The sequence below is a fragment of the Polyangium spumosum genome, assembly GCF_009649845.1.
GTDB lineage: Bacteria > Myxococcota_A > Polyangia > Polyangiales > Polyangiaceae > Polyangium > Polyangium spumosum.
In genome coordinates this window covers 21,734-42,247 of the sequence record NZ_WJIE01000004.1, presented here as the reverse complement: position 1 = coordinate 42,247, position 20,514 = coordinate 21,734, and the positions used below count along the sequence as shown (strand labels likewise).

Genomic DNA, 20,514 nt, shown 5'->3' with positions numbered 1-20,514 from the left:
GTTCCCGCGTGAACGGCGGCTTCGACGAATCCACGCTCTCCTCCACCGGGGAGCCCTGCGAATCCGGCTCGCCGCGCCGCCCTCTTCTTTACCTCGTCCTCCAGGGCCACGCGCCGCTCACGCCGCCGCTCCGCGTCGACCTCGGCGCCTTCGACGAGGTCACGATGGGCCGCGGAAAGGACCACGGCGCCGTCGCGACACGAGAAGGCGGGGTGCGCCGGTGCGAGCTGCGCCTGCCCGACCCTTGGCTCTCCTCCCGCCACGCGCGGATCTTGCGCGTCGGCCGCCGCTGGCTCCTCGAGGACCTGGGCTCCAAGAATGGCTGCTTCGTGCAGGGCGAGCCTCGAAAGAGCGGCGCGCTCGAGGATGGAGACCTCGTCGAGCTCGGTCATTCTTTTTTCCTCTTCCGCCTCTCCGCCGACGTCGGCCCCGACGAGCCCGCGATCCTCCACGCGCCCCCACCTGCCCCCGCCCTCGGCCTCGCCACCCTCTGCCCGGCGCTCGCCCGCGATTACGCGCGGCTCTCGCTCGTCGCCGCGTCGCGTATTCCCGTCCTCATCGAGGGCGAGACCGGCACGGGCAAGGAGGTCCTGGCGCGCGCCATTCATGCCGCCTCCGGGCGCGCCGGCGCGTTCGTCGGCGTCAACTGCGCCGCCCTGCCGCGGGATCTCGTCGAGGGGGAGCTCTTCGGGCACGTGCGCGGCGCGTTCTCCGGCGCCGCCACGAATCACCTCGGGCTCGTGCGGGCGGCCGACGGGGGCACGTTTTTCCTCGACGAGATCGGCGACATGTCGCTCGCCGCCCAGGCCGCGCTCCTTCGTGTCCTGCAGGAGCGCGAGGTCCGACCCCTCGGCGCGACCGCGGCCGTGGCCGTGGATTTTCGTGTCGTGGCCGCGACGAACCGCCCCCTCGAGCCCATGGTGGCGTCGGGCGCGTTCCGCCGTGATCTGCTGGCCCGCCTCTCGGGCCATCGCATCGAGATACCGCCGCTGCGTGCTCGAAAGGAGGACCTCGGGCTGCTCGTCGCCGCCCTCCTGCGGCGCTCCGCGCCGGCGCAAGCCTCGAGCCTGCGCATTCACCCGCGCGCGGCGCGGGCCCTCCTGCTCCACGATCACCCCTCCAACGTGCGCGAGCTCGAGCAGACGTTGTGCGCCGCGCTCGTCCTCCGGGACGGCGCCGAGACGCTCGCGTTCGAGCACCTCCCCGAGACGGTGCGGGCCGCGCTGGAGACGACGACGACCTCGATGCGAGAGGAGGTCGCGCGGCGCGAAGAGCTCGTCTCCCTGCTCCGGGCGCACGAGGGCAACGTCGCCGCCGTGGCGCGCGCGCTGGGCAAGGCGCGCATGCAGGTGCAGCGGTGGCTGAAGCGGTACGGGATCGACGCCGACGCCTATCGAACCTGAAGGCCGGCGCGCCCCCGTCTCAGCCCGCGCGTGGCCCGCGCCGGAGCACGACGATCCGCCCCGTCGGCGTCACGACCGTCTTTTCGTGGGTCGTCCGCTGCTCGGCGAGCGCGCGTTTGGCCTCGGCGAGCTCCTCGTCGGCGCGCTGGCCCTTCACCAGGAGCACGAGCCCGCCGGCCTTCACGAACGGCGCGGTGAGCGGCACGAGCAGGTTCAATCGGGCGACGGCGCGCGCGGTCACGGCGTCGAAGGCCCCGCGGAGCTCCCCGGCGCCGAGCTTCTCGGCCCGCTCGGCGCGGACCTCCACGTTGCCGAGGCCCAGCGCGGCGACGACGGCCGAGAGGAACGCCGCCTTTTTTTGTGTCGCCTCGACCAGCGTGACGCGTAGATCGGGCCGCGTGATGGCGATCGGGATCCCGGGCAGGCCTCCGCCCGAGCCGACGTCGACGAGGCGGGAACCCGCGCCGAGATCGGCGAGCAGGGGCACGAGCGTGAGCGCGTCGAGCGCGTGCCTCTCCCAGGCCTCGTGCGGGTCCTTGATCGCGGTGAGGTTCATCTGCTCGTTCATCGCGAGCAGCCGCGCGAGGTAGTCGCCGAGCGTCGCGAGCGCGGCCGGCTCGAGGCGGACGCCGATCGCCGCGAGGCGCGCCTCGAAGCCTTCGGGAGGCGCGAGGGGCGCGGAGATCGGCAGCGGGAGGGGAGGACGGGCGGCCTTGGTCACGCGGACGGCGTAGCATGCCGCGGAGGGGCCCGCGAAGGGTCGAAACCCGTTAGGATGGGCCCCGGATGCGTCGTGATCTCACGCGTGGGTGTTCGTCCTGCCGGCTGCGCTTCTCGTCCGCGCTGAAGAGCTGCCCCACGTGCGGGCGCGTGGCGCTCTCGGTGAACGACGCGATCCAGCGCGTCGAGCCCCCGGCGCGGGCGGCGTGGCTCGCGAAGTGGGCGATCGTGATCATGGTCGTGCCCGCGATCGGCTTCACGCTGTACGCGATGGTCGACATGCTCGTGGACATGGGTCCTCCGAAGGGAGCCATCCACGTCGTGTTGCCCCTCGCCGGGCTCTGCGGCGTGTTCGCGGGCGCGTGTATCTTGTTCGGGATCCCGGTGGGCCTCTGGGTCGGCGTCGTCGCGCTCTTGCGCCTCCTCCTCGGCCGACGGCTCGATCGGCGAGAGAGCGTGCTCCGGGTCGCGCTCGACCAGGCGCCGAGGCCCTCTCGACGTCGAAGGACGACCCCGGGCTGGATCGTGGAGCTTTACGAGCGCGTCCGCGTGTTCGCGCGGAAGCGGTCCACGTGGGTCGGGGCCGCCGCGGCGCTCTTGCTCGTCGAGATCGTCGTGGACCTCTTCGGCAGGGACCCCTCCCTCGACTACAAGGACCCGGTCACGTTCATCAGGTCGCTCGGCATACTGCTATTGATGAACGCCGTCTTCCTGGGGATGGGCCTCATCCCGGCCTCGCTCTGCGCCGGCTTCCTCGGCTGGGCCCTCGGTTATTTCCTGCGCCCGCCCTCGCTCTTCCATTTCGATCCGCACCCGCCCTCGATCAACGAGGCGCTGCTCTCGCGCTGGACCGAGGCTCGCGAATGGATCGTGGGGCGCGCCGAGCCGCTCACCGAGGCGGAGCGCGGGGCGCTCGCGGGGCGGGGCGAGCGCGAGGGGGAGGCGGAGCGCGCCGAGCTCGAGGCTCCCTTCAGCGGGACGTGGTGCCTCGCGTTCCGGGTCACGGGCGAGAGCGGGGCGCAGCCGCTCGACGACGCGGACGCCGTGCCGTTCGTGGTGGTGACGGAGGACGGTCGCCGCTGCGTGGTGGACGCCGCGAATGTCGTGGTGAACGTGCCCGCGCGCGGTGACGTGTGCCGCGAGGGCGGCGAGACGTTCCTCGCCGCGCGTGGGCTCGATCAGGGCGAAGTCGCGGCGCGGGAGGGGCGCATCGAGGCGGGGGATCGAGTGCGCGTGGCGGGCCATCTGGACCGCGTGGTGGTGGCCGGCGTGGGGTATCGCGAGCACGGAAGCCTGGAGGTGCTGGTCGCGCGGGAGGGGAATCCCGTGGTGATCGAGGGTGCCCCGGGCTAACGTCGCGTCGGCGCCGCAATCCATACTGGCGCCCTGGCCAAGGAGCTTCCTCATGTCGATGAAGATGACCATTCGAGTTCTTGCGTGTCTGGGCGTGCTCGGCGCTGCCGCGTGTTCGGGCGGCGAGCCGCAGGGGAGCGGCGGTGATGGCGGCGCGGGCGGCGACGGGAGCGGCGGCGTCGCGGGGCAAGGAGGGTCGTCGAATGGCAGCAGCGCGTCGAACGGCAGCGGCGGCGCAGGCCAGGGCGGCGGCGGCCAGGGCGGCGGCGGCAACGCCAGCAGCAGCAGCAGCAGCGGCGGCGGGCCCGATCCCTTCGAGGCGGCGCGTCAGGAGTGCGTCGACACGATCAACACGCTCCGCGCCACGAAGGGCTTGCCGCCCCTCGAGCGCTGGAAGGACGCCGAGCCCTGCGTGGATCAGCAGGCGACGTGGGACGAAGAGAACAACAAGCCTCACGGCTCCTGGGGGATGAAGCTCTATCCGACCTGCAATGGCAGCGGCCAGAACGAATGCCTGGGCCACGGGGCCGCCGGCGTCTCGGGCTGCCTCGATCAGATGTGGGGCGAGAAGGACCAGGCCGGCTGCTCCGGGTGTGACGCCTGCAATGAAGGGTACAACCCCGACTGCCCCAACTGCGATTTTTACGGGCAACAGACGGGCGACGTCTGCGGGCATTACGTGAACATGAGCGCGAAGTACTTCTCGCGTGTCGCCTGCGGCTTCAGCTCCGCCGGCGGGTGGATCGCGATGAACTTCCAGTAGAGCTCATTTCGGCGGCTCGACCGGCGCGCAGGTGGAGACGCCCGCGCCCACGATGTTCGTGCCGAGGCCCGTCTTCACCACGGTCGTCGCCCCGGTGGAGGGCCTGTACTGCTGGATTTGCGAGTTGCCGCCCGCGGGGCTCGTGAACAGCCAGAAATCGCCGCCCCAGAACGCGAACGCCCAGCCGCTCCCGATCGAGACCGAGGGCTGGGGCGCCTGGCTCAGGATGTTGCCCGAAGCTTTGTTGATCTCCGCGATGATGATCGGGCTGTCGTTGAAGAAGCCGAAGAGCCGCGCGTCGCCCGTGCCCGTGAGCTCGGCCGCGCCGGAGAGCTGGTCCCAGGGGCCGACGACGGAGAGCGCGAGCGACTGGGTGTCGATCTTCGCGAGGCCCTTGCCATTGTAATCGGCGACGTAGAGCGTCTCGGACTCGCTGCCCTTCGTATCGGAGACGAACCCCATCCCGAACGTCGTGAAATTCTGCTGTCCCGGGGCGTACGCCGTCGCCGCGCAGGCCGCGGTCTTCACGTCGACGTGGTAGATGCGGCCGTCGCTGAAGAGGATCCACGCCGTCCCTTTGCGGTCGACCGCCATCGAGAACGGCGTCGACCCGTTCCCGGTCGGGCAGTTGATCACGCCGATGAGCTTCACCTCGAGCGTGGGCGGGTCGAAGCTGTAGAGCTCGTTGTCCTGGCCGATGATGTAGACGAGCCTCGCCTCGTCCGCGCAACCGTCGCCGCCGGATCCGCCTCCCGCGCCCAGCATTCCGCCGTCGCCGAAGAGATCCCCGCCCTCGCCGCCCGCGCCGGAGCCGGCGCTCCCGCCCCCGCCGGTGGCCCCGGCGCTGCCGCCTTGTCCGCCGCTCGATTCGCTCCCCTCCCCGCCGCCTCCGGTGGGGCGAGACCCATTCTGCGTGACCGTGCAGGCGGAAAAGACGAGCACCGAAGGAACCACGAATCGAAGCGAGCGAAAAAAGGAACTCATGCGTGACCTCCGGCCCCCCAGGATAGGAGGTAAATTACCGGAGGTCGATGATGAAATCCGCGATCACGCCCGCGACGAAGGAGCGCGTGTCCAGGGCGCCGGTCGCGGGCTGGTAGAAGTTCGTCCAGGTGACGTACGGGGTGATCGCCAGGAACGAGAGCTCGGGGCCCGCGGTGTAGCCGCCGGTCAAACCGACGGGCAGGGTCGTCCCCTTCGGATCGCGGGTATCGGGGACGAACAGGGCGCTCGTCGCGCCGAGGTGATAACGATCGGCGGGCTGGACATAGACGTTGAGCGGCACGCGCAGCCCGATACGGCGATCCCCTGTGGGATACATGGGGACGTGGATACCCGTATCGATACGGAGGTGCTCGTTCGGGCGTAAAATGGCGGGCAGGCCCGGCTGGACGTAGCTGAGGAGGGCGTGCCCGGGGTTCGGATCGAGCACGACCATGAAAGAGGCGCCGAGGTCGACGGGCCGCGATTGGACGAACCGGCCGGTGACGGTGAAGCGGCCCATCCCGGGGGGAGCGCGCGGCGTCAGGTAGTTCGGGCCGATCTGGACGTCGAGGTGCATTTCGGGGAGGAAACCCCAGACGGCGCCGAAGCTCGTCCCCGCGCGAAGCTCATCGCCGCCGACGGGGCGCTCGGCGAAGGGGCTCAGGTAGGGGTCGAGCAGCCCCGAGGGCAGGATGAGCCCACGCCGGACCATGGGCGTGGGGCCCGCGGGTTTCGCGGGTCTTCGGGCCTCGACCCTGGCCGTCCCCGCCTTGGGCGAGATATAGGGGGGCGACGGCTCTGCGGCGCGGGCCCTGCCGCCGGACAGCGGGACGAGCAGGAGCGCGGCGAGCGCCGCCAGGGGACGATACGAGCCCATGGATCCGGGATCGTTATGGGCTCCATCGTCCGGGGCGTCATCCGGAGCAGCCCGAGGGGATCAGCGGCGAGCCCCGTACAGGAGCCTCAGTTGACCGATCTCGGCCGCGTTCTTCATGAGCTCGACGTTCGCCCAGGCGAGCACGTGGCCGAGCGGCTGGTCGAACCACGCGACCGGCTGCCCGAGATCGGCTTCGGTGAGCTTTTCCATCGCCTGCGCCCACGAGTCCCGCAGGCCCGTGAGCCACGCCGTGACGGCCTTTGTATTGCCCGGCCAATCCACCGTCTTCGCGAGCTCGATCATGTCGAGCTTCTCGCCTCGGCCCGCGCCGAACGTGTGGGCATACGCGCCCGTCCACCACCAGCCGATGTGCCAGGTCACCCAGCCGATCGTGGTCGTGGGCGGCGGATCCGGCTCGGGGAGGACGAGATCGGCGACCCAGCGCCCGTCCTTGGGCCGCACCGTCCACGCCCCGGGGGCAGGCTCCCACAAGCACATCTCGTCGTTCAGGGCCGAGAGGTGCAGCGACAGGAGCGACCACGAGATGTCGAGCTGATAACGCAAGACCGGGAGCAACATTCGAGGACTGTACCATGGTCGCGGGCGGGTTCGCCATCTGCGATGACGCGGGGACGCCGGGAGGCGGCTTCCACGGGGTCGACGAGCGCCTCGAGCCGTTGCTCCTCGGACGAACCCAAGGTTTGACGGCGTTCCCCCGGGCAAACGGTTCGTCTTGACCGCTCGATGATCTGGTGTATACGCTGGTCGCATGAGCACCTGCCTCTCGCAAGCTCGGTTCTCCTCGTGGTGTCCCTCTCGGCCTCGGCAGCTCTGGCGGCGCCCACGGCCGAGCCTCCTCCGGGCGAAACGATGAAGATCCCGCATGTGTCGTACAGGTCGCATCGGTTCCTCCTGGCGTTCGATCCCGAAGCGAGAAGGATGCTCGTCGAGGCACAGGCCCTCGAAAAGGAGGGCAAGATCCAGGAGGCACTCGACAAGTATCGAGATGCCTACGAGCTCAACGACGGGCCCAGCGTGCAGATCGAGCTCGCCTTCGCGCAGGCTCGCGCCGGGCTCCACTTGCCCTGTGCGCGTCACATCCAGGACCTCTTCGCGTTCTGGAGCGCGCGTGATTTCGCACTGCATACCCTGGATGAGGTGCGGTCCGTCCACGCGTACTGCAAGAAGCACGTCGGGACGATCGTCCCTCGCGTCAACATCCCCGGCGTGCGCATCACCGTGGATGGCAATCACGTGACGGATTGGCCGTTCCACGAGGAGCTCTTCGTCGAGCCGGGCAAACACATCGTCAAAGCGAATGCATCCGGCTACTGGCAGAACCAGACGGACGTGGAGGTCAAGGCGGGAGAGCACAAGACGCTCGACATCGCGATGCAGCAGAAGGTCCACTCGCAATACGTCGCGTTTCCAGCGCCGACGCAGATCCACTTCAACATCAACGCCAACCTGTCGACGGGATCGAAGAGCGATCAGCCGACGTGGCCCCGGAACCTCATGGTCGCGAGCGGGATCGGGATGGGGCTCGGCGCCGGTGCTCTCGCCTTGGGCCTCGTCCTGCGGAGCGATGAGGCTGGCGGCCAATCCTCGGGCGTTTGGACGGGAGTTGCTGCCGGTGGCGGCGTTCTCGCGGGGATCTCGCTGGCGGGCCTCATCATCGGGCTCGCCAACCGCCCCGATCCGCCTCCGCCGAATGTCATCATTCAGCCCCAGATCGCCAAGGATGGGGGTGGCGTGCAGGTCAGCGGCGCGATCCCGTGACGGCTCGGGAAGAAACCATCTTCACATCGCCCCGCCACGTCCCGGAACCTCCCGAAACGATCTCCCACATCGCCCCGCCACGTCCCGGAACCTCCCGAAACGATCTCCCACATCGCCCCGCCACGTCCCGGAACCTCCCGAAACGATCTTCCACATCGATCCGGCATGTCCCGGAACCTCCAGCCGCGATGTTCCACATCGATCCGCCAAGTCCCGGAACCTCCAGGAACGATGTGCGCACATCGAGCAAGATTCCGTCTGCACACTCCTGCGCCCTCCATCGTCTGCCTCGCACCCCCTTTTGATGGAGGTTTCCATGGACGCTGAATTCGACCCGTCCGTTTATGTTCGTTCACCCAAGCTCGACGTGCCCGGCGCCGTCGCGCTCTCGACCAAGCTCCTCGCCGCCACGCCCAAGCATGCGCCGCTCGCCGTCAAGAAGGCCGCGAAGGCGCTCCGCCAGAAGGCCGTCTCGCTCCAGACCACGTGGAAGGAGCGGGATCGCGTGGCGAAGCGGCCCGACGCGCGGCCTTTCGACGTGCTCGCCGATCATGCCATGAGCCGCCTCTTCGGGCGAATCGAGGATTATTCGGGCCTGCCCGAGGAGACACATCCCCTCGCCGCGCGCGCCGGCTTCCTGGTCGCCACCCTGTTCCCCACGGGGCTCTCGTTCCTCAAGGCCGATTATGCGAGCCAGTGGGCCGAGACGCAGAAGCGGCTCGAGCGGATCGACGAGGAGCAGCTCGCCGCCGATATCGATGCCGTCGCGGGGCCCGAGTTCCTCGCCGAGGTGCGGCGGATCCACAAGCTGTACGGGCAGGCCATCGGCGTCACCAAGGCCCGCGCCGAGGTCGCCACCCCGAGCCTCGCCGTCCCGCTGCGCGAGGTGGGCGCCGCGATCGCTCTCCACGCCCTCCAGCTCGTCGCGGTATGCCTCGACGAGGAGGCCTCGATCGAATCCCGCGCCGCCGCGCGCGACGCGCTCCGACCGCTCGACGAATACCGAGCAAACGCCGCCCGGAGGGACACGGCCAAAGAGCCGGAAGAGGCCGCCGCGGCGGAGGCCGAGATCCCCGAAGTCCACCCCTGATTCCTCACGCGCAACCACGTCCACGCGCGGCGTTCCAGGCACGTCCGACTCTTGCCGGGTTGGCAGCACGACCGGGGGGGCGCCAACCAGGTTGCCAGCGCGCGAGGGCGCGGACCGTAAAAGAGAACCACCATCCACGGCACGCATGTTGCCGTGTCCCAGGCTGGATGGTCGAAAAGCTGCCGCTACCGGCAGGGTGAATCGAGAGGAGATAGGTATGAGGTATTCTTCCTTGTTGCGAGCGGGTGGGGTCGTCTTGACGGCGGCGGCGATCGCATTCGCGGCCGGCTGCAATGTCACCGTGAACGCCGGCCCAGGTGGCCCCGGAGGCAGCGGCGGCGCGGGCGGCGAAGGCGGCGAAGGCGGCGTCAGCCAGGGTGGCAGCGGCGGCGCGGGCGGCGAAGGCGGCGTCAGCCAGGGTGGCAGCGGCGGCGTGGGCGGCGAAGGTGGCTTCGGCGGCGCGGGCGGCGGCGGCGGCGAAGGTGGCATCGGCGGCGCGGGCGGCGGCGGCGGCGGCGAGGGGGGCTTCGGCGGCGCTGGCGGCGGCGGAAGCTTGCCGGCGTGTAATGACGGGACGACGACGGTCTTCGCCATCGACAAGCTCCTGCTGGGCGAGACGGATCCCGACGGCACGCCGAACTACATGGCCTGGAAGCACTATGGAATGAACCTCGATGGCGTGATCTCGACGAAGGACTCCGTCGGGTTGTGCCAGCCGGCGAGCGGCGGCCACCCCGCCGCGGTGTACCCCGACGGCAACGAGGGCAAGGACAACTCTTTCGGCAAGAACATCCTGCCCATCATCCTGGCGCTCACCAGCGACTACTCGAGCCAGGTGAACCAGGAAATGCAGGCCGGCAAATTCACCTACCTGCTGGCCATCGAGGGGCTCGGCGCGTCGACGTCGTGCGCCGCGACGAGCAAGCTCTACCGCGGCGACAACCTGGCGGCGCCGCAATGGGACGGGACCGACGCCTGGCCCCTCGGGCCCGACTTCCTGCTCGACCCGGCGGATCCTGCCTCGGCGAAGAACGTGTTCCTGCAGAGCGTGATCGAGGACGACGTCTACCGATCCGGCCCCGAGGCGAACTTCAATCTGGTGCTCGGTGATGGAAACGACGCGATCCTCTCGGCGATCCCCATCCGCCACGCGCGCCTCGAAATGAAGCTCTCTCCAGGCCACGACGGGGCCATCGAGGGGCAGCTCGGCGGCATCATCGACACGGAGGCGTTCCTGGCGGAGATCGCGAAGACGGCCGCGAAGTTCGACGATTCGTTCTGTGACCCGAGCTCGCCGACGTTGCAATCGATCATGAACCAGATCCGACAGGGGTCCGATATCATGAAGGACGGGACGCAGGACCCGACGAAGACGTGCGACGGGATCTCGATCGGAATCGGGTTCACGATGAAGGCGGCCCACCTGGGCGCCGTGGCCCCGCCGGACCCGCCGCCGGTCGATCCCTGCGCGCCCTGAACGTCAGAGGGCGAGCGCGAGCCCGAGCCGGCCGCCGCCGAGCATCCCGCCGAAGCCAAGCGAGGCGCGCGCGGCGGCCGGGGATTCGAGGCGGCGGAGCACGTAACCGACCTCGAGATCCAGCGATATCCAGAGCCTAGGTACGAGCGCCACGCGGCCGCTCCCGACCCCCGACACGATCACGACGAGGCCACCCGCGGAGGCGACGGGGGCCACCGTCGCGAGCGCGCGGAGGCGCGCGTCGCAAGAGCCCAGTTCGATACGCGGGCCCGCCGAGAGCCGCCCGCCGAGAGGAGCGGCGGAGGGGGCGCGCGCTCGGAAGGCCGAGGGCCACGCGACGGCGCGGGAGGCTGGCTCGGGGGACGCGCCGGCAGGGACGCGCTGGGTGGACTCGATGCACGCGCGGAGGCGCGGGCCGGGTCGTCGGAGGTGTTTTCGGCGGCCATCGCCGCGATATCCGCCCAGCGCGCGCGCAAGAGCTCCGCGAGCGCCAGGGCGAGGGCGCGCTCGCGGAGCGATCCGCCGACGTTGCCCATGTCGATCGAGCGCTCCGGCAGAGGCGTCCTTCGGGTTGGATCCTCGAGGCGGCCGGATCGGCTCATCTTCGTCTCGCGCGGCGCTTCGTGGTCTTTTTTGAGCCACCCGCGAGGCGCGGTGGATCCCACCTCGCATGAGCTCACCCCGAAGACCCCGCCGCGCGTCCACGCGCTCCATCCCTTCCCTTTTGTTATGCCTCGCGAGCACGCTCGCCGTGGGCGCGTTGCCCGCCGGCGTTCGAAGGCGTGGGGGCGTGCGGCGCCGTGGAGGGATACTGGACCCCGGCCGCGTGTTCGGGGGTCGCCGCGGCGTCGAGCCCCGAACCCGCCGCGCGGGGGGTCGGACAGACACAAGCTCGTCGACACTGCAATCGATCTCAACCAGATCCGACAGGCGTCGGATCTCATGAAGACGGGAAGCAGGACCCGACGATGACGTGCGACGGGATCTCGATCGGGCTCCTGAGCCCGACCCACAACATGCAAATGGGCACGAGCCTCCTCGTACCCCCCACCCGCGTCGTGCGGGGCATCCCGCACCGTTCCGACGCATGCACCCGCTTAGCACCGGGTGTCCCAGCTCCGGTGCAGGGTCGTACCTTTGATGCGGTAGCACTTGTTGTCGATGCCCGGCAAAGCAAGATTCAGCACCTCTGCCCACGGATCCCAAATGAGGCCGGTGGCAGCCATGCCGAGTATCTTCACGTTGCGCGCGTCGCCCGGCAGGTCGAGCTTGTGCGAGTAGCCCGCTGTTTTATTGCCAGACTTCCATGATTTGCGTACTGTGTATTCGTCGTTGAAGTCGGGCTCCTCCCAGGAGACCTCGAACTTTGCCACGTACGCCCCGCGGTGCTCCATCTTGATGAACCCGTTCGGGTACTCGACGCTTTCTGTCTGGGTGTAGTCGCCCGTGAAACCCATCGTGGCGATCGCGTTGTCTCGCATGAATGCCACCGTGTAGGAGATGGGGGCCCCCGGGTTGTCCCTCCGGTAAGTCGCACCATTGGTGATGTACTCTCGCAACTTCTTCATGTCGTCTTCACTGCCCGCGAACGATGTGACCGTCTGGGCGCCCCCACCAATGGCCACGACCGTGAAGGTCGCGTTCTTGGCGATGTCCTCGTAATGAGCACGCAGGCTGCCTCCCACCTCGAAGCCGCCGGAGGTCACCTGCTTCAGGGCGCCCTGCAGATTGGCTCGGGTGTCGCGTGACATCGTTTCCATTCGCACCATGAGTATACGGCCGTAGTCCACGCTCCGCACGTAGGCGGGGGGGCGTTCGGCTTTGAACATCTGCTGTACATCAGCGAGAGTGACAGAATCCGCGAAGAACGCTGACGGTCTGCTGGGGACATCCAGGGTGACGGTGTAGAAGACCTGCTTGAAAAATGCAATCGCAACCGAGGTTTCGGAGTTGGTGCTGACGTCGAGCTGTGACGAGGCCGCCCCGGCGGCCCACTTGGCGTTGATGCCGAGCTCCAGCGCGACCTGCCTCGAGGTATACGCCGTCTTTACCTCGAAGTACGAGCGGGCCGCGTTCGCGTAACCCTGAGACGCAGGGCGTGCGTTCCACTCCTCCAGCATTTCCACGACGGCATCTTGAACGGACGAGTTGGAGGGCTCTTCGACGACTCGCCAGCCATGCCGCAATCCCGGGAGATCGATCGAGATGATCATGTTGCTCCGGGGGAGCGTGATGGGTACCGGCTGCCCCTCCATCAGGTTGTGGTCCGCGAAGATCAGCGCGCCGGGAAAAATCACTCCGGTCGTGGGGCGCAGGAGAGCCACATCGGACAGGTTCTTGCTGAGGGAGTGCTCCGTTTTCGTCGTGATGATGACCGCGCTCCCCTTCTTCTCCCGCTCCCTGGCCGGCGGCGTCGGCGTCCGGCCCTCCAGCTGGACATTCAAGATCTGTCGCTGATCGTAGTCCAGGGAGCGGATGTAATCGTCGATGTCGATCGCGGCAATCGCCATCAACGGCTGGCTCGCCTCGCCGCGGTGTATCTCACCATCCTGTCGATATTCGCCCGTTCGGCTCGAATCTGCCTCATCGGTGGTCGCGACGCAGGCGGTGCCCAACAGGCCCACATGAGCCAGGAGTGTAATTAATCTCAGCTTCGTCATGATCTCCCCGCCACTACGACAACAGTCGGATGGTTACGGCCATGGCTGCCCATGATTGACAGGTGCACCCCTCCAGATTGCCTCCAAATGCTGCGGTCCTCGTATAGACACGTGGGCCCAAGCCATTCGCTCAATTCGCAACGGAGAACAGTTTATCAATCGAGTGTTTGAACCTTTCCCAGTCCACCAATTCAAATTGCCCCTCGTTCCCTTTGTTTTTGGGTCCCCTCCATCGGAGTGTTGCGTACCTGTTAACCAATGCGTCCTGCAGGCGGACCTCCATGACGACACCCATACCACCTGGATCATTCAACGTGATAGGACCAGCAGGTTTGGCAACATCGATTGGGTCCATGCCATCACGGATCGCTTCCCAATAGTTGGATATCTCCTTTGTGCAATCCATCGGCTGGACACAAAATTTCGTGTTAAACTCATTACTGTTGACCAACCACCCCTCAACCTTATCGCGATCATTCTCTTGCAGCCCCCTGTATATATCGTTCAGACGCGTTTTGGGATACATCCCGAACATGTTCTTGACCGCGGCGTTAGACAAGCTGTCGCTACCGATCTGGTTCATTTCTGTGTGAACATTTACGCCCATCGCGACGAGTATCAGAAAACTCTTGGCTTCGTCGTCCATGTCCACGTTTCTCAACGCGTCCTTCGCCTGCTCGTAGGCCTTTTGCCCGATCACCTTCTCGTCACCAAACAGGCGTCTACCACTCAGATCTCTCGTGACCAAATCCGAGAGTTTGATGCCGACATTGGTTTGGGTCCCCACATCACGGTGGTGCCATTGGCGCATAGGATAAAAACTTATATCCGCATTAAATCGTACGTAACCAACGTGGTCACCGTACGTATCGACCAATTCTTCAGGCTTGCGCCCGCAGGGCCAGTTGTTGGCACTTGTGTTGAGCAACAACAATTCCGACTCTTCCGCAATGGAAGACCATGACTTATACCAACCATCACTCTTTTCACTCTTTTCATTCAACGCTGCCGCGAAGAACCCCTTGATCGCAGCGAATGATTGTGGCATTATTTCATTCATCTTGACTACCTCGAACGGCGCCGTCATGATCTCGAGTGTCCGGACCGGCTTTTTTCCCTCAGGCCCTTTACCATCGTCGTACGTGATGCTCACAAGAGGATAACTGTTGATCTTGTCGCTGGCACACAGCACCCTTTCAGGTCCAGCGAGCTCTGGATCGACGGGGTTGTTGGCCTTGTCCCTGGCAACCATCGCTACTTTTACTCCTGGAAACTCCCATTCGAATCCGACCATGGGGACACCTGCGAGCGCGACCGAGTCGCTTGTGCAGGCATCGGCGGCGAAGACAGCAAACGCAGTCGGCCCAATCAAGCGTGCCCACTTGTGACTGAGTGACATTTTCGGCTCCTTTCATGCGTGGGCCAATCGATTGGCCTTGTATATCACTTGTGCGATCCACTCCGCGTCGCAAGCGCCGATGCGATCGCTGTTCCCTCCGCGGTCTGACCTTGACGACAGGATCCAAGGGGCGTAGATTTTTCGCGTCGTTGTCATTGATGGGAAGGCGTAATTGAATGAACACCGCGCCGGATCTCCGAGCATGAACTTCCCATCGGCCCACAACGAGCGACGTCGGAGCACTTGGGACATCGATTCGCCATCAAGGGAGCATGGGCCATGAAAATCTCATTCAAGCTGTGTCTGGGTGTCCAGACAGTTGCGGTCGTGAGCGCTTTTGCGGCTCTCGCGTCTGCGCAAAGTGGCGTCCGTCACAACTGGGACGTCGAAGCGGGAGCGCGCGGCGCGGAGCAGGGCGCCCGCGACGCCGACATGGGCTATTGTCCGCCCTTGTCGGTCGTGAACGGTATTCGATACTTCGAGCACTTCACAGGAGAGAACCCTGATTGGGTGAACAGAATCGGTGTCTCCTGTATCAACTTGTTGACGGGCAAAGTAACTGAGCACGACTGGGATCCTTCCGGCGAGCCCAGTCGCGGGCAGGGAACGCACGGAATGGGTGGTGGGAAGTGCCCGGCAGGACACGTCGTCAACGGCGTCCAGTACTATGAAGGCGGGAAGTCGGACTGGGTCGACGCTATCGGGATCTCATGCCTGCGACTGAGTGATGGCGAGACCTTGTTCGTGAACTGGCACAGGGGTCGAGAGCCGCGTGGGGCCGAGCACGGCACTCATGGACGCGGGATGGGTGTCTGCCCGCCCGGCATGGTGGTGGGCGGAGTCCGATACTTCCTCGGCGAGCGCTCGGATTGGGTCGACGGCCTCGGCATCTTCTGCGTGGAGCCACCGGGGTTGCTGAGCCCCGTGGAGGAGCCGGAAACCGCTTGACGGCGGGACCCGACGTACGTCCATGCGAACTCTGTCGGGCCAAGGAGCAGCGTCAAGGGCAGCTCGGCATTTGCTCGATCGCCATTTTGAACCAGTCGGATGCAGGACTGAGGAGGTAGGTGTCGAGGCGGTGGCCGTTCCATGCGGAGCGGCTGGCCTCGTCGTACTGATCCCTCATCCACTTGGGCATGACGTACCCGAGCCTGGCATGATGTCGCGGCGGGGCGGGCTGGAAGAAGTGGATCGCGATGGATTCCGGGGAAATTTCAACCTCGTGGAGCTCGTCGGCCAGCGTGTTCGAGGCGTCTAGGTTCACCTGGATGGCGTTCCCAAGGGCAACGACGTCATCCACGCGGACATAGTGCACCGCATGCTTCTCCTTGGTATTCTCATCCATCAAAGTACGCGTCGACCGCGACAATTCGCCATGATACGAGCTCATGTCGATCCCTGTCTCCTCCAAGAATTCCCGGATGGCGCATGCCGCTCCGTCGGTTTCACCTGGTTCTGCTAGGCCGCTCGGGACCAGGTATTGCCCAGCGTTCAGCAGCACGGTAGGCTGCGACAGGACCACCTCACCGCGCCTCCTCATGATCACATTTCTTCTTCCCAGTAGAATGTCCGCGCCAACCGCCGATCTACAATCGTACGCCACCAGATAGCAAGCCTTGAGATCGGCGTACGCGACGGGTGTCGGAACGACGAAGTGTACCGCCAAGGCACAGGTGGTGGCCATCGCGGAGCGGCAGTGTTTCGTTGTTGCCATGGTCATCGACTCCTTCTGCGCCGGAGGCACATTGCCTCGATTGATTGAATCGTATATTTCACGCGCGAACAATGTTTGTAATGAACTAGCGTTTATTTGGTGAGGCCGGCATGATACGTCAATGGATGGCCGGTTGAGCCAAAGGGGCAGATGGCCCTTGCGGCCGCCCGTCGGCGCTGGTTCTCCACCGGCACCGCCCACCTCGGGAAATATGACGCGCATGATTGACACGGGCGCGCCGGGCGCCTCACGGTCAGGCCGGGGTGCAACCGACGCGCCAAAAAGCGAGCGTCTCGCTTCGGGCAGAGCCCCAAGATCACCTGGACGCGGGGGGCCGCGAGCGAAGCCGCGACGCTGTCCTCGGTGAACTCCCTGCGAGTTGCCGCGCCAGGGCCTCCTCATCGAAAGGGAGCGGCGCGCAGCGCGGACGCTCCAGCACGACGCGCGCTGGGAGCCTGGCCGGCGGGGTCGCCGTGCGGCGCCGTGGAGGGATACTGGACCCCGGCCGCGTGTTCGGGGTCGCCGCGGCGTCGAGCCCCTGAACCCGCCGCGCGGGGGATCGGACAGACAATGTCCGTAATGCGGGACCTTTCTTCTGGACGAGGGGGCCTTCGGCGGGCAATCTACGCCGCGCTCGTTCGATGAGCCGCGCATTCGAGCCGCAGGCGGATGGCTCCGCCGTGGAAGGCCTCGGTGCGCGCGCTCGTCGATCCATCCCCCATCCCGGTGAGGAGGCTGCGGCGTCGCGGTGCGACGCCGCAGTGCTGGAGAATGAAGAAGGTCCTCGAGATATTCGCGGTGATCGCGGTGGTGTTGTGCCTGATCGGCGCGGGCGTTTTCTTCTCCCAGAGGCCCGGGAGCGGCGCGCCCGCCGCGCCCGGAGGCGCGGAGGACGAGGCCCCGGAGGCCATCATCGGGGGCGGGCCGTGAGACGCCTCGGCCCTCGCTCGCGCGATCTCAGTCGAAGATGGCAGGGCCGGGCGTGAGGACGCGGCGAGGGTCGAAGCGGTGCTTCAAGTGGACGAACGCCGGCCACGCGGCGCCGAAGTGATCCTGCCAGTCGGCGGAGGTGAAGGGGACGCCGCTCGCGACATAACGCTTGCCGCCGAGATCGCGGAGGGTCTCATAGATGGCGCGGTTCTTGGCGAGGAGATCGGGGACGGCGGGAGGAGGCGCGGTGCGGAGCAGGGAGAAGAGATACACCGTGGGCTCGTCGGGGAGGGCGACGAAGGGAGCGGTGACGGCGGCGCGCTTGAACGGGTAAATGAGGATGGGCCCGCCGCCCATGTCGTCGGCCGTCGTCTGGTCGAGGACGGATTGAATGAAGGAGGCCGCCTGGGAGCCAGGGACGAACGTGTCGATCCAGGGGTGAGGTAGCTCCCAGGCGCCGATGGACTTCAGGAACGCGACGAGGGGGGCAATGCGGTTCGCGAAATCGAAATGGGTGAGGTCTTCCGCCGTGAGGGTGGAGGGCGCGAAGCCGAGGTCGCCCGTGAGCGCGGCGTCGTCCGGGGGCTGTCCGGGGGCGTAATATTTTGCGGCCTCGATTTGATACATCCACCCACCACCCTCGGCGGGGAGCGCAAAACCTTCGACGTAGTCGAAGCGGCCGTCGTCCATGAGCATCTCCTGGTCGGCCATCATGTCGACGAGGGCGGAGTACAAGGCCGTATAACGGCGAACCATGCCGGGGACGTCGACGAGGCGGACGCGGGCGCGGGTGATGATGCCGAACTGGCCAATCCCCCCGAGGGCAGCGTGGAAGAGCGCGGGGTGGCGGGTGGGAGAGCATGCGACGAGCCGTCCCTGCGCCGTGACGACCTCGAGCTCGAGGACGTTGTCGACGAGCATGCCGTGGCGGAAGGCCTGGCCGCCGATGCCGCCGACGGAGAGGGTGCCGCCGATGCTGAGGTCGATGTGATCGGTGAGCGCAGGAGGGCTCTTGCCGAGCGGCGTCGTGGCGGCGAGCAGGTCGACCCAGCGGACGCCGGCATCCACGAGGGCGCAATCTTCGTCGATCTCGTGAATGGCGGCGAGGGAGGCCATGTTGATCACGATGCCAGCCTCGACCTGGGATTGGCCATAGACGCTATGGGTATTGCCGATCATGCTCATCCCGCCGATCGGGATCCGGTGGGCGTGGGCGAAGCGGACGATCCGGCGGATGTCGGCGATCGAGCCGGGGAGGAGGACGGCGAACGGGGTGTGGTGGAGGATGTGGCCGAAATCGTCCGCGGCAGCGCCGAGATCGTCGGGAGCAAAAAGGAGCTGTCCGTCGAGGGGCGGGAGGGGGACGGCGTCGGCAGCGGCCTCTGGCTCGGACAGCCAGGCGCGCGCAGAGGGGCTGAAGGCGAGGATGACGGAGGCGGCGGTGAAGCCGGCAAGGAAAGCTCTGCGGTTCTGGGGCTGGGTCATGGTCGATCGCTCCTGAAGGGAGAGGTGGCGGGACAGTATAGGGGAAGCGCGCCGCCATGACAGCCGAAAGGCATTCTCGAAAACGTGCTCACGATCGGCTTTCGATTTTCGTCGCGCGGGGCGCGCCATCCCGGGCCAGCGCGTTCACGAATGCCTGCACCCGTGGCGCACCGCGGAGCTCGGCGCGGTAGATCGCGTAGGCGGTGATCGGCGGCGACGACCACTCCGGCAGCACGCGCCGGAGCCGCCCTTGCGCGATCTCCGTCTCGACGAGCCAATCCGGTAGGTACGCGATCCCCGCCCCGTCGAGCGCGAGGTCGCGCAGCGCGAGGGGCGCGTTCGAACGAATACGAGCACGCACGTCGGGGGTCTCCTCCTCGCGCTCGCGCAAGAGCCTCCAGCGCACGACGGAGCCGGCCGGCGTCACCTGGACGAGGTGATCGAAGCGCGCGAGCTCGAGGGGCGTGCGCGGCGTCCCGTTCTTGCGCAGCCACTTCGGCGCGGCGACGAGGACGCGGGCCATGGTGGCGAGCGGCTGCGCGATGTACGCGGTGCTATCGGGCGGCGGCGATCCAGCGCGCACGGCGACGTCGACGCCCTCGCCGACGAGGTCGACGAGCTGGTCCTCGAGGCGCAGGTCCACGACGAGCTGCGGGTGCTCCTCCGCGAGCCTCCGGAGCCGCGGGATGACGACGAGCGCCCCGTACGTGAGCGACGTGCTGACGACGAGCGTGCCACGAGCGCTCTGCGTGCTCCGGACCGCCTCGCGTCCGTCGTCGATGTCGCGGAGGACGCGGACGCAGTGCTCGTACCAGCGCTGCCCGGCGTCGGTCACGCGCAGGCGACGCGTCGACCGGACGAGGAGCGCGGCCCCGAGCTCCGCCTCGAGCGCGCGGAGCTGCCGGCTGACGGCGGGCAACGAGAGCCGCTGCGCGCGCGCAGCCGCAGAGAGGCTCCCGCCGTCGATGACGCGCACGAAGGTCGTCATGCAAGCCAATAGGTCCACGGCGCCATGCTGCACGACTCTTGCGCCACGCGCAAGAATGACTTTCGCCCCCGAAGCCTACTCCGAGGCGCGTATCCAGCGCAGAGTGGCGCTCGAGGTGACGCCATGAAGATGAAAGATGCAATCGTGCTGGTGACCGGATCGAACCGCGGGCTCGGGCGCGCGCTTTTGCGCGTGGTCCTCGAGGCGGGCGCGCGTCGTGTCTACGCCGCGGCGCGAAATCCCGTGCAGCTCGAGCCGCTCGTCGCGGAGGCGCGCGACCGCGTGGTGCCGCTCCCGCTCGACATCACGGACCCGAGCTCGGTCGCCGCCGCGGCGGCCATCGCGTCCGATGTCACGGTGCTGATCAACAATGCGGGTGTGCTCGTCTCGTCGAGCATCACGGGGAGCAGCGCGGATGGGGTCGCGGCGGAGTTCGCGACGAATTTCTTCGGCACGCTCGCGGCGACGAAGGCCTTCCTGCCAGCGCTGGAGCGGGCGGGCGCGTCGGGCGGCGCGGCGGTCGTGAACGTGCTGTCGATCGTATCGCTCGCGAACATGCCGGGGATCGGCGCCTATTCCGCCGCGAAGGCCGCGGCCTGGTCGATGACGCAGGCCCTCCGCGCGGAGGTCGCGAAAAAGAACATCCGTGTCCACGCCGCCCTGCCAGGCGCGATCGACACGGATATGATCCGCTCGTTCGAGATACCGAAGACGAGCCCGGAGGTCGTGGCGCGGGGCATCGTCGAAGGCGTCGAGCAGGGGCTCGACGAGATTCTACCCGATCCCAACGCACGCGACCTCTTCGCGACGTGGCAGCGTGATCCCAAGGCGCTCGAACGGACGTTCGCGAGCATGTTGGCCATGTGAGGTGGCGCCGGCCGTCGTGCGTATG

The 20,514-nt window shown here is 67.1% G+C and carries 19 protein-coding genes; 9 read left to right on the top strand and 10 right to left on the bottom strand.

Annotation, left to right across the window (positions count from 1 at the left end):
• Nucleotides 1–8: 8 nt before the first annotated feature.
• On the top strand, nucleotides 9–1,403 hold the full coding sequence (locus tag GF068_RS14115) for a sigma 54-interacting transcriptional regulator (protein ID WP_153819928.1): 1,395 nt from the start codon (nucleotides 9–11) through the stop codon (nucleotides 1,401–1,403).
• Between the two features lie 19 nt (nucleotides 1,404–1,422).
• Here the strand turns inward: GF068_RS14115 and rsmG are convergent, their stop codons facing one another.
• Nucleotides 1,423–2,124 carry a 16S rRNA (guanine(527)-N(7))-methyltransferase RsmG gene (rsmG, locus tag GF068_RS14110; protein WP_153819927.1) on the bottom strand — a complete coding sequence of 234 codons (702 nt, stop codon included), beginning with the start codon at nucleotides 2,122–2,124 and terminating at the stop codon, nucleotides 1,423–1,425.
• A gap of 65 nt (nucleotides 2,125–2,189) precedes the next feature.
• Here rsmG and GF068_RS14105 point away from each other — a divergent pair, with 65 nt between their 5' ends.
• Together GF068_RS14105 and GF068_RS14100 are read left to right on the top strand one after the other, a co-directional pair.
• Nucleotides 2,190–3,476 (top strand): hypothetical protein, encoded by a 1,287-nt coding sequence (locus tag GF068_RS14105; protein ID WP_153819926.1) that lies wholly within the window; start codon nucleotides 2,190–2,192, stop codon nucleotides 3,474–3,476.
• 52 nt (nucleotides 3,477–3,528) lie between these two features.
• Nucleotides 3,529–4,239, top strand: a complete 711-nt coding sequence (locus GF068_RS14100; RefSeq protein WP_153819925.1) for a hypothetical protein — start codon at nucleotides 3,529–3,531, stop codon at nucleotides 4,237–4,239.
• A 3-nt stretch (nucleotides 4,240–4,242) separates the two neighbouring features.
• On the opposite strand, the gene GF068_RS14095 is transcribed toward GF068_RS14100, so the two are convergent.
• Genes GF068_RS14095 through GF068_RS14085 form a run of 3 tightly spaced genes read right to left on the bottom strand, consistent with a single transcriptional unit; the run spans nucleotide 4,243 to nucleotide 6,679 of the window.
• Complete coding sequence (locus GF068_RS14095) at nucleotides 4,243–5,223, bottom strand: NHL repeat-containing protein (RefSeq protein ID WP_153819924.1); 981 nt, start codon at nucleotides 5,221–5,223, stop codon at nucleotides 4,243–4,245.
• A 34-nt stretch (nucleotides 5,224–5,257) separates the two neighbouring features.
• Nucleotides 5,258–6,100, bottom strand: a complete 843-nt coding sequence (locus tag GF068_RS14090) for a hypothetical protein (protein ID WP_153819923.1) — start codon at nucleotides 6,098–6,100, stop codon at nucleotides 5,258–5,260.
• A gap of 60 nt (nucleotides 6,101–6,160) precedes the next feature.
• Complete coding sequence (locus GF068_RS14085) at nucleotides 6,161–6,679, bottom strand: DinB family protein (RefSeq protein WP_153819922.1); 519 nt, start codon at nucleotides 6,677–6,679, stop codon at nucleotides 6,161–6,163.
• Nucleotides 6,680–7,039: 360 nt separating this feature from the next.
• On the opposite strand from GF068_RS14085, the gene GF068_RS14080 reads away from it, so the two are divergent.
• The 3 genes from GF068_RS14080 to GF068_RS14070 all read left to right on the top strand — a co-directional run bounded on the left by GF068_RS14080 (nucleotide 7,040) and on the right by GF068_RS14070 (nucleotide 10,446).
• Nucleotides 7,040–7,879 carry a peptidase associated/transthyretin-like domain-containing protein gene (locus GF068_RS14080; protein WP_153819921.1) on the top strand — a complete coding sequence of 280 codons (840 nt, stop codon included), beginning with the start codon at nucleotides 7,040–7,042 and terminating at the stop codon, nucleotides 7,877–7,879.
• A gap of 316 nt (nucleotides 7,880–8,195) precedes the next feature.
• Nucleotides 8,196–8,969, top strand: a complete 774-nt coding sequence (locus tag GF068_RS14075) for a hypothetical protein (RefSeq protein WP_153819920.1) — start codon at nucleotides 8,196–8,198, stop codon at nucleotides 8,967–8,969.
• A gap of 217 nt (nucleotides 8,970–9,186) precedes the next feature.
• Nucleotides 9,187–10,446: a hypothetical protein gene (locus GF068_RS14070; protein ID WP_153819919.1), complete on the top strand. Its 1,260-nt coding sequence runs from the start codon at nucleotides 9,187–9,189 to the stop codon at nucleotides 10,444–10,446.
• Between the two features lie 3 nt (nucleotides 10,447–10,449).
• Here the strand turns inward: GF068_RS14070 and GF068_RS14065 are convergent, their stop codons facing one another.
• From GF068_RS14065 to GF068_RS14055, 3 genes are all read right to left on the bottom strand, one after another.
• The gene (locus tag GF068_RS14065; protein WP_153819918.1) at nucleotides 10,450–10,662 is read right to left on the bottom strand and encodes a hypothetical protein; all 213 of its coding nucleotides are present in this window, start codon (nucleotides 10,660–10,662) and stop codon (nucleotides 10,450–10,452) included.
• A gap of 881 nt (nucleotides 10,663–11,543) precedes the next feature.
• The gene (locus GF068_RS14060) at nucleotides 11,544–13,106 is read right to left on the bottom strand and encodes a thiol-activated cytolysin family protein (RefSeq protein WP_153819917.1); all 1,563 of its coding nucleotides are present in this window, start codon (nucleotides 13,104–13,106) and stop codon (nucleotides 11,544–11,546) included.
• 130 nt (nucleotides 13,107–13,236) lie between these two features.
• Complete coding sequence (locus GF068_RS14055) at nucleotides 13,237–14,505, bottom strand: hypothetical protein (protein WP_153819916.1); 1,269 nt, start codon at nucleotides 14,503–14,505, stop codon at nucleotides 13,237–13,239.
• 279 nt (nucleotides 14,506–14,784) lie between these two features.
• On the opposite strand from GF068_RS14055, the gene GF068_RS14050 reads away from it, so the two are divergent.
• Nucleotides 14,785–15,453, top strand: coding sequence for a hypothetical protein (locus GF068_RS14050; RefSeq protein ID WP_153819915.1), 669 nt, complete (start codon nucleotides 14,785–14,787; stop codon nucleotides 15,451–15,453).
• A gap of 52 nt (nucleotides 15,454–15,505) precedes the next feature.
• On the opposite strand, the gene GF068_RS43555 is transcribed toward GF068_RS14050, so the two are convergent.
• Nucleotides 15,506–16,219 (bottom strand): NUDIX hydrolase, encoded by a 714-nt coding sequence (locus tag GF068_RS43555; RefSeq protein ID WP_170319481.1) that lies wholly within the window; start codon nucleotides 16,217–16,219, stop codon nucleotides 15,506–15,508.
• A gap of 771 nt (nucleotides 16,220–16,990) precedes the next feature.
• Here GF068_RS43555 and GF068_RS14040 point away from each other — a divergent pair.
• Nucleotides 16,991–17,149, top strand: a complete 159-nt coding sequence (locus tag GF068_RS14040; protein WP_153819913.1) for a flagellar basal body-associated FliL family protein — start codon at nucleotides 16,991–16,993, stop codon at nucleotides 17,147–17,149.
• A 27-nt stretch (nucleotides 17,150–17,176) separates the two neighbouring features.
• Here the strand turns inward: GF068_RS14040 and GF068_RS14035 are convergent, their stop codons facing one another.
• Nucleotides 17,177–18,634, bottom strand: coding sequence for an FAD-binding protein (locus GF068_RS14035; RefSeq protein ID WP_153819912.1), 1,458 nt, complete (start codon nucleotides 18,632–18,634; stop codon nucleotides 17,177–17,179).
• Between the two features lie 88 nt (nucleotides 18,635–18,722).
• Complete coding sequence (locus tag GF068_RS14030; RefSeq protein ID WP_153819911.1) at nucleotides 18,723–19,622, bottom strand: LysR family transcriptional regulator; 900 nt, start codon at nucleotides 19,620–19,622, stop codon at nucleotides 18,723–18,725.
• A 123-nt stretch (nucleotides 19,623–19,745) separates the two neighbouring features.
• Between GF068_RS14030 and GF068_RS14025 the strand changes: the two genes are divergently transcribed.
• The gene (locus tag GF068_RS14025) at nucleotides 19,746–20,489 is read left to right on the top strand and encodes an SDR family oxidoreductase (protein WP_153819910.1); all 744 of its coding nucleotides are present in this window, start codon (nucleotides 19,746–19,748) and stop codon (nucleotides 20,487–20,489) included.
• The last annotated feature ends 25 nt before the right edge of the window (nucleotides 20,490–20,514 follow it).